Annotated in this window: 6 protein-coding genes and 1 pseudogene; 4 read left to right on the forward strand and 3 right to left on the reverse strand. The window is 62.5% G+C overall.

The window, feature by feature from the left end:
- Window positions 1–678 (forward strand): annotated as a pseudogene (locus OC373_RS18420) (hypothetical protein); the annotation flags it as partial.
- A 325-nt stretch (window positions 679–1,003) separates the two neighbouring features.
- On the opposite strand, the gene merR reads toward OC373_RS18420, so the two are convergent.
- The gene (gene merR, locus OC373_RS18425; protein WP_012480188.1) at window positions 1,004–1,411 is read right to left on the reverse strand and encodes an Hg(II)-responsive transcriptional regulator; all 408 of its coding nucleotides are present in this window, start codon (window positions 1,409–1,411) and stop codon (window positions 1,004–1,006) included.
- 74 nt (window positions 1,412–1,485) lie between these two features.
- On the opposite strand from merR, the gene merT reads away from it, so the two are divergent.
- From merT to merA, 3 genes are read left to right on the forward strand one after another with little or no spacing between them, the layout of a single operon-like run.
- Window positions 1,486–1,836, forward strand: coding sequence for a mercuric ion transporter MerT (merT, locus tag OC373_RS18430; RefSeq protein ID WP_019183730.1), 351 nt, complete (start codon window positions 1,486–1,488; stop codon window positions 1,834–1,836).
- A 12-nt stretch (window positions 1,837–1,848) separates the two neighbouring features.
- On the forward strand, window positions 1,849–2,127 hold the full coding sequence (gene merP / locus OC373_RS18435) for a mercury resistance system periplasmic binding protein MerP (protein ID WP_053506977.1): 279 nt from the start codon (window positions 1,849–1,851) through the stop codon (window positions 2,125–2,127).
- A gap of 10 nt (window positions 2,128–2,137) precedes the next feature.
- The gene (merA, locus tag OC373_RS18440; protein WP_012480191.1) at window positions 2,138–3,832 is read left to right on the forward strand and encodes a mercury(II) reductase; all 1,695 of its coding nucleotides are present in this window, start codon (window positions 2,138–2,140) and stop codon (window positions 3,830–3,832) included.
- 82 nt (window positions 3,833–3,914) lie between these two features.
- Here merA and OC373_RS18445 read toward each other — a convergent pair whose 3' ends face one another.
- Both OC373_RS18445 and OC373_RS18450 read right to left on the reverse strand, forming a co-directional pair.
- Window positions 3,915–5,255: an ISL3-like element ISStma11 family transposase gene (locus OC373_RS18445; RefSeq protein WP_019183731.1), complete on the reverse strand. Its 1,341-nt coding sequence runs from the start codon at window positions 5,253–5,255 to the stop codon at window positions 3,915–3,917.
- A 233-nt stretch (window positions 5,256–5,488) separates the two neighbouring features.
- On the reverse strand, window positions 5,489–5,779 hold a 291-nt coding region (locus tag OC373_RS18450; RefSeq protein ID WP_261998249.1), incomplete at its 5' end, for a hypothetical protein.

Below are 5,779 nucleotides of genomic sequence, written 5' to 3' on the forward strand. Positions count from 1 at the left end.
TACGCGGACGCGTTCCGGGAGCACGGCGTGGACTGCGTGATACGCGCACCCAACGAACTATGGCTTGGTCCGGACGGGCTTGCAGATGCCCACGGCCGGATCGACATGGTCTACAACCGCTTGACCGATTTCGCACTTGAAGAAGCCTCGCATACCGCCCTTCGGCAGGCGTACCTGGCAGGAGACGTCACGATGACCCCACATCCGCGTGCGCACGCGCTGTTCGCCGACAAGCGCAACCTTGCGGTGCTCGGGGATCCGGCGGTGCTCGGCGGCTTTGGGGTGGATGCGTCTTCGGCGGCCTTGCTGGCCCAGGTGATTCCGCCCACGGTCGAAGTGGTCCCCGGGAACCGGGATGCATTGTGGGCAGCGCGCAACAACTACTTTTTCAAGCCTGCAGCAGGGTTCGGCAGCCGCGGGAGCTATCGAGGCGACAAGCTCACCCGGCGGACGTGGGAGTCGATGACGTCCGCCACCTATATCGCACAGGCCTTCGCGCCACCGAGCATTCGGATCGTGCATGGGGGCCAGTCCCTCAAGGCCGATGTGCGCTGCTTCGCGACCGAGGCCGGTGTGCTGTTGTTCGCAGCTAGGCTGTACCAAGGCCAGACCACGAACATGCGCACGCCAGGCGGCGGATTCGCAGCTGTGCTGACCACGCCAGCCGTGATTGCATGATCCCGGGTCTCAAGCGGTGTTTGTCCCTCGTCGACGCTGCGATCCCAATGAGCAACCATTCATTCACGCGACACAGCCACGCGATGGCGACATTTTAATGGGTATCCGGATTTTAGTGTGGGAAGACCGCACTAGCCCTTCTTGTCTGACAGCTCTCGTTCGGTAGGTTTCTGGTATCGCAAGGCTTACGCGCTTTTAGCCTTCAGTGTGGGCTTTGTCTGGCGCATGTCGGTGCAAGGAAACAATCAGTGGCAGGTCACCTTGCCCCCGGCTCGAACTGGGGTTTGAGGCGCAGTGGAACGGAAAACCGGGTTAAGCCACGCGCCTAGCTCCCGTGCAGAGAATCGATCAGCGGGCACGACACAGTGCCTCGCTGCGCATGGCACTCGTTGACCAACCGTGACAGCACCGCTTCGATTCGCGTCAGGTCCGCCATCTTGGTGCGCACGTCGGTGAGCTGGAGCGCAGCCAGCTCGGCGGCTTCGCTGCAGTGAGTGCCGTCCTCAAGCTGTAGGAGTTGGCCGACTTCGTCCAGGTTGAACCCCAGCCGCTGGGCGGATTTCACGAAACGCACCCGCGCCACGTCCGCCGATCCGTAGCGGCGAATACTGCCGACGGGCCGACCTGGTTCTGGCAATAACCCCTTGCGCTGATAGAACCGGATGGTCTCCACGTTGACCCCAGCGGCCTTGGCGAAAGCCCCGATGGTCAGTGTTTGCGGATCGTTCACCATCGCGCTTGACTCCGTACTTGACTACGGAAGTAACCTTAGCGCATCACGCAACGTCTCGGAAGGAGATCCCTCACATGGCAGACCCCAGCAACGGCCGCGGTGCACTGGCCGCCGGTGGCCTCGCCGCCATCCTCGCCTCGACCTGCTGCCTCGGTCCGCTGGTGCTGATCACGCTGGGTTTCTCCGGCGCCTGGATCGGCAACTTGACCGCGCTGGAACCGTACCGGCCGATCTTCATTGGCGTGGCGCTCGTGGCGCTGTTCTTCGCGTGGCGTCGCATCTTCCGGCCGGCTCGCGCCTGCGCGCCGGACGACGCATGCGCCGTGCCCCAGGTGCGGACGGCCTACAAGGTGATCTTCTGGATCGTCACCGCCCTGGTGCTGATCGCGCTCGTGTTCCCCTACCTCATGCCCCTGTTCTACTGAAAGGAGATTGCCATGAAGAAACTCGTCGCATTGCTCGCTCTGACCGTTGCCCTCAGCGCTCCCGCCTGGGCCGCCACCAAAACCGTCACGCTGTCGGTGCCGAGCATGACCTGCGCCACCTGTCCGATCACGGTCAAGAAGGCGCTGACCAAGGTCGAAGGCGTCATCGAGGCCAAGGTGACCTGGGAGCCCAAGGAGGCGGTGGTAACCTACGACGATGCCAAGACCACTCCGGCCGCGTTGACCAAAGCCACCGAGAACGCCGGCTACCCGTCTACCGTCAAGAACTGAGCGCACGCTCATGACCGAGGCGATCACGCTGCACATCGATGGCATGACCTGCGGGTCGTGCGCCGAGCACGTCAAGCAGACCTTGGAAAAGGTGCCCGGCGTGCGTTCGGCCTCAGTGTCCTACCCACAGCGCCGGGCCGAGATTGAGGCCAGCGTAGGTACCGCCGCGGACGTGACCTCGCTGGTCGCGGCGGTATCCGCACTCGGTTACCGAGCGCAGCTTGCCGATGCGCCGGGGCAACCCAGCGACCTGCTGAACAATGCACAAGAGCGGCTGGGCGGCGAACCAAAGCGCGAGGACGATGAGGCTGCACTGCACGTGGCCGTGATCGGCAGCGGCGGCGCGGCGATGGCGGCGGCGTTGAAGGCCGTCGAGCAAGGGGCGCGTGTGACGCTGATCGAGCGCAGCACTCTCGGCGGCACCTGCGTCAACGTCGGATGTGTGCCGTCCAAGATCATGATCCGCGCTGCCCACATTGCGCATCTGCGTCGCGAGAGTCCGTTCGATGACGGCATTGCCGCCGCCTCGCCGAAGATTCTGCGTAAGCGCTTGCTGGCTCAGCAGCAGGGGCGCGTCGATGAACTGCGCCACGCCAAGTACGAAGGCATCCTGACGAGCACCCCGACCATCACCGTGCTGCGCGGCGATGCCCGATTCAAGGATGCGCACACGCTGACCGTGGCAACCGCTGACGACGGGATGCGCGAGGTGAGTTTCGACCGCTGCCTCATCGCCACCGGGGCCAGTCCGGCGATTCCACCGATCCCGGGCTTGAAAGACACGCCCTTCTGGACGTCGACCGAAGCGCTGGCCAGCGACACGATCCCCGATCGGCTGGCCGTGATCGGCTCGTCGGTGGTGGCCGTCGAACTCGCGCAGGCCTTTGCCCGGCTGGGCAGCAAGGTGACCATGCTGGCGCGCAGCACACTGTTCTTTCGCGAAGACCCCGCCATTGGCGAGGCCATCACGGCCGTGTTCCGCGCCGAAGGCATCGAAGTGCTGGACCACACCCAGGCCAGCCAGGTCGCCTATGAGGATGGGGAATTCGTGCTCACCACCGAACGCGGCGAACTGCATGCCGACCGGCTGTTGTTCGCCACCGGCCGCACCCCAAACACCCGCACGCTCAACCTCGACGCGGCCGGTGTGGTGGTCAATGCGCAAGGCGCCATCACCATCGACCACGCGATGCGCACTACCGTGCCGCACATCTATGCCGCCGGCGACTGCACTGACCAGCCGCAGTTCGTCTACGTCGCGGCGGCGGCCGGCACCCGCGCTGCAATCAACATGACGGGTGGCAACGCGACGCTGGATCTGACGGCGATGCCGGCGGTGGTGTTCACCGACCCGCAGGTCGCCACCGTGGGCTACAGCGAAGCCGAAGCGCACCACGACGGTATCGAGACCGACAGCCGCACGCTGACGCTCGACAACGTGCCCCGGGCGCTGGTCAACTTCGACACGCGCGGTTTCATCAAGCTGGTTTCGGAGGCCGGTTCGGGACGACTGATCGGCGTGCAAGCGGTAGCCCCGGAAGCAGGCGAGCTGATCCAAACCGCAGTACTGGCGATTCGCAACCGCATGACGGTGCGAGAGTTGGCCGACCAGTTATTCCCCTACCTGACGATGGTCGAGGGGCTGAAACTCGCGGCACAAACCTTCACCAAGGACGTAAAGCAACTGTCCTGTTGCGCGGGGTAGTGGCTGGGCCTCTTACCTATGCTTCATCGGCTGAATCACAAATTCAGGCTGAAGCGCCGCCTCTTGCACAATGGGCTGAGGACTATTCGAAATACCCCTCTTCGAGTAGCCGCGCCAGCGTCGGGAGATAGGGGCCGTACTCGACCACGCGCGTGATCTTCTTCTTGCGCGTTGCCGCCGTGGTCATCCGCTGGAACACGAAGTCCGTGGTCATTGGGTCGTCGTCATCGACCAACACGGTTTCGATAACCGAGCCATCCTTGCGCGCCTTCTTGTCGTAGAGCATGCGCGCCCGAAGCACCTCGAAGCTGTAACCCCTGCCCATGCGGTTCATGTCTTTGGCCACTCGGTTGACTGACTCAGTATAGGCATTGGTAATCGGCTGCTCGAAGTAGGCGAAGATTTCGTCGTGCCAGTTGTGCACGGCGGTGGTCAGGTCCTTGAACGTGGCCGCCAATTCGGTCGGAATATTGGCCTGCCACTTCGCGCAGGCGGCTTCTGCTGCTGGGCGGGTCTTCTGATCCCAGATCGACAGAAATCCTTCCTTGAGCGCGTGGGCTTCGCTTAGGAGCGGGAACTGTTGGAACCATTCCCGCATCCGGTCCATATCTCTCCCTGTCAGGTCGTGCTGCCGCTTGAGCAGCAGGAACCGCTCGTCCTTGAGTTTGAGGCGCTGCCGGGTGGACAAATCCTTGCGAATGCGCTTGCGCAGCTTCTCCAGCGCGTCGTTCGCCATGCGCTGGATATGGAATCGATCGACCACGATCCGGGCCTGTGGCAGCGTGGCGCGCACCACCTGCCGATAAACGTGGTACATGTCCATCGCCACCCACTCGACCGAGTCCTTGTCCCGCAGGTCGCGGAAATAGGGCATCAACTCGGCTTTGGCCCGGCTGGGGCGGATATCGAACACGGTCTTGCGCTCGACGTTGGTGATCATGGCCCGGTACTGGCCGATGATCTTGAGCTCGTCGATACCCAGCACCCGCGGCGTCCGGAACTGGGTCTTGGCCTCGACCTCCTCGATGAAATCGTCGAAGACGTGGCGGACCGTCTTTTCGTCCACGGCTACTTCCCGGGCAAGGGCCGCAAAGGTCTTGGAGAAGGACTGGTCGCGGATATAACGCACCAGACGCGCCGTGGCTTGGCGTTTTCCATCAAGGTCCGCCACAGGCTCAAACAAGGTCTTGGTGCAGCTTGTACAGCGATAGCGACGGCGCTGGATGAAGATCACGACGGGTTTGCCGTGCGTCGGTGTGTCCTGAAACGACTGTTCCTGTGAGCCGTGACCATGCAGGCGTCCGGTCTTGCACAGCGGGCAGGTCACCCACTGATTGACGCCTTCGGCCTTGACGACGTAACTGTCCTCGCTGGTCAGGATTTCAAGCGTCTTCAGGCTTCGCAGCTGGAGAAAGTCCGTCACTCAGCACCTTGGGCGAACCCACACTGAAATCCGACTTTTACTCTAGCACATCCGCTCAGCCGTCCAACACCAAAATCCATTCTTTGAAAGTGATAGCTACAAAGACCCAAGGAGCCAGAACCCACACCAGATTCCGGATACCCATTTTAATTCACCAAAAGCCAGTGCGCGGAGTGTCTCTTGGAATCAGGCCGGGTATCGGAGCGGCGGCTAAGCCGATACCCGGCAGTGAGTCAGTCGCGCAGGAGTTCGACGCTATCGTTTATTTCTACATTGCCGTCCACCACGACTGCGTTGGCATAGTGATCATCAATGATCGAAGTGATGCGGACCTTTCCAATGTCCGTGCGCACGAAAGTAGGCGAGGTTGACTTGTGCCTGTGAGGGCCGCGCGTGTGGCGGACAACATTGAGTACCTGGCCCACCTGGGCGCCGTCCTCTTTCCCGATGCAAACGACCAGCGTGTTCTCCTGGACATCGAGTACTTGGCCGCGCATCACGTACTTGTGGGTGAAATTCGCGGC

It is taken from the genome of Stenotrophomonas sp. Ste96 (genome assembly GCF_024519495.1).
GTDB lineage: Bacteria > Pseudomonadota > Gammaproteobacteria > Xanthomonadales > Xanthomonadaceae > Stenotrophomonas > Stenotrophomonas bentonitica_A.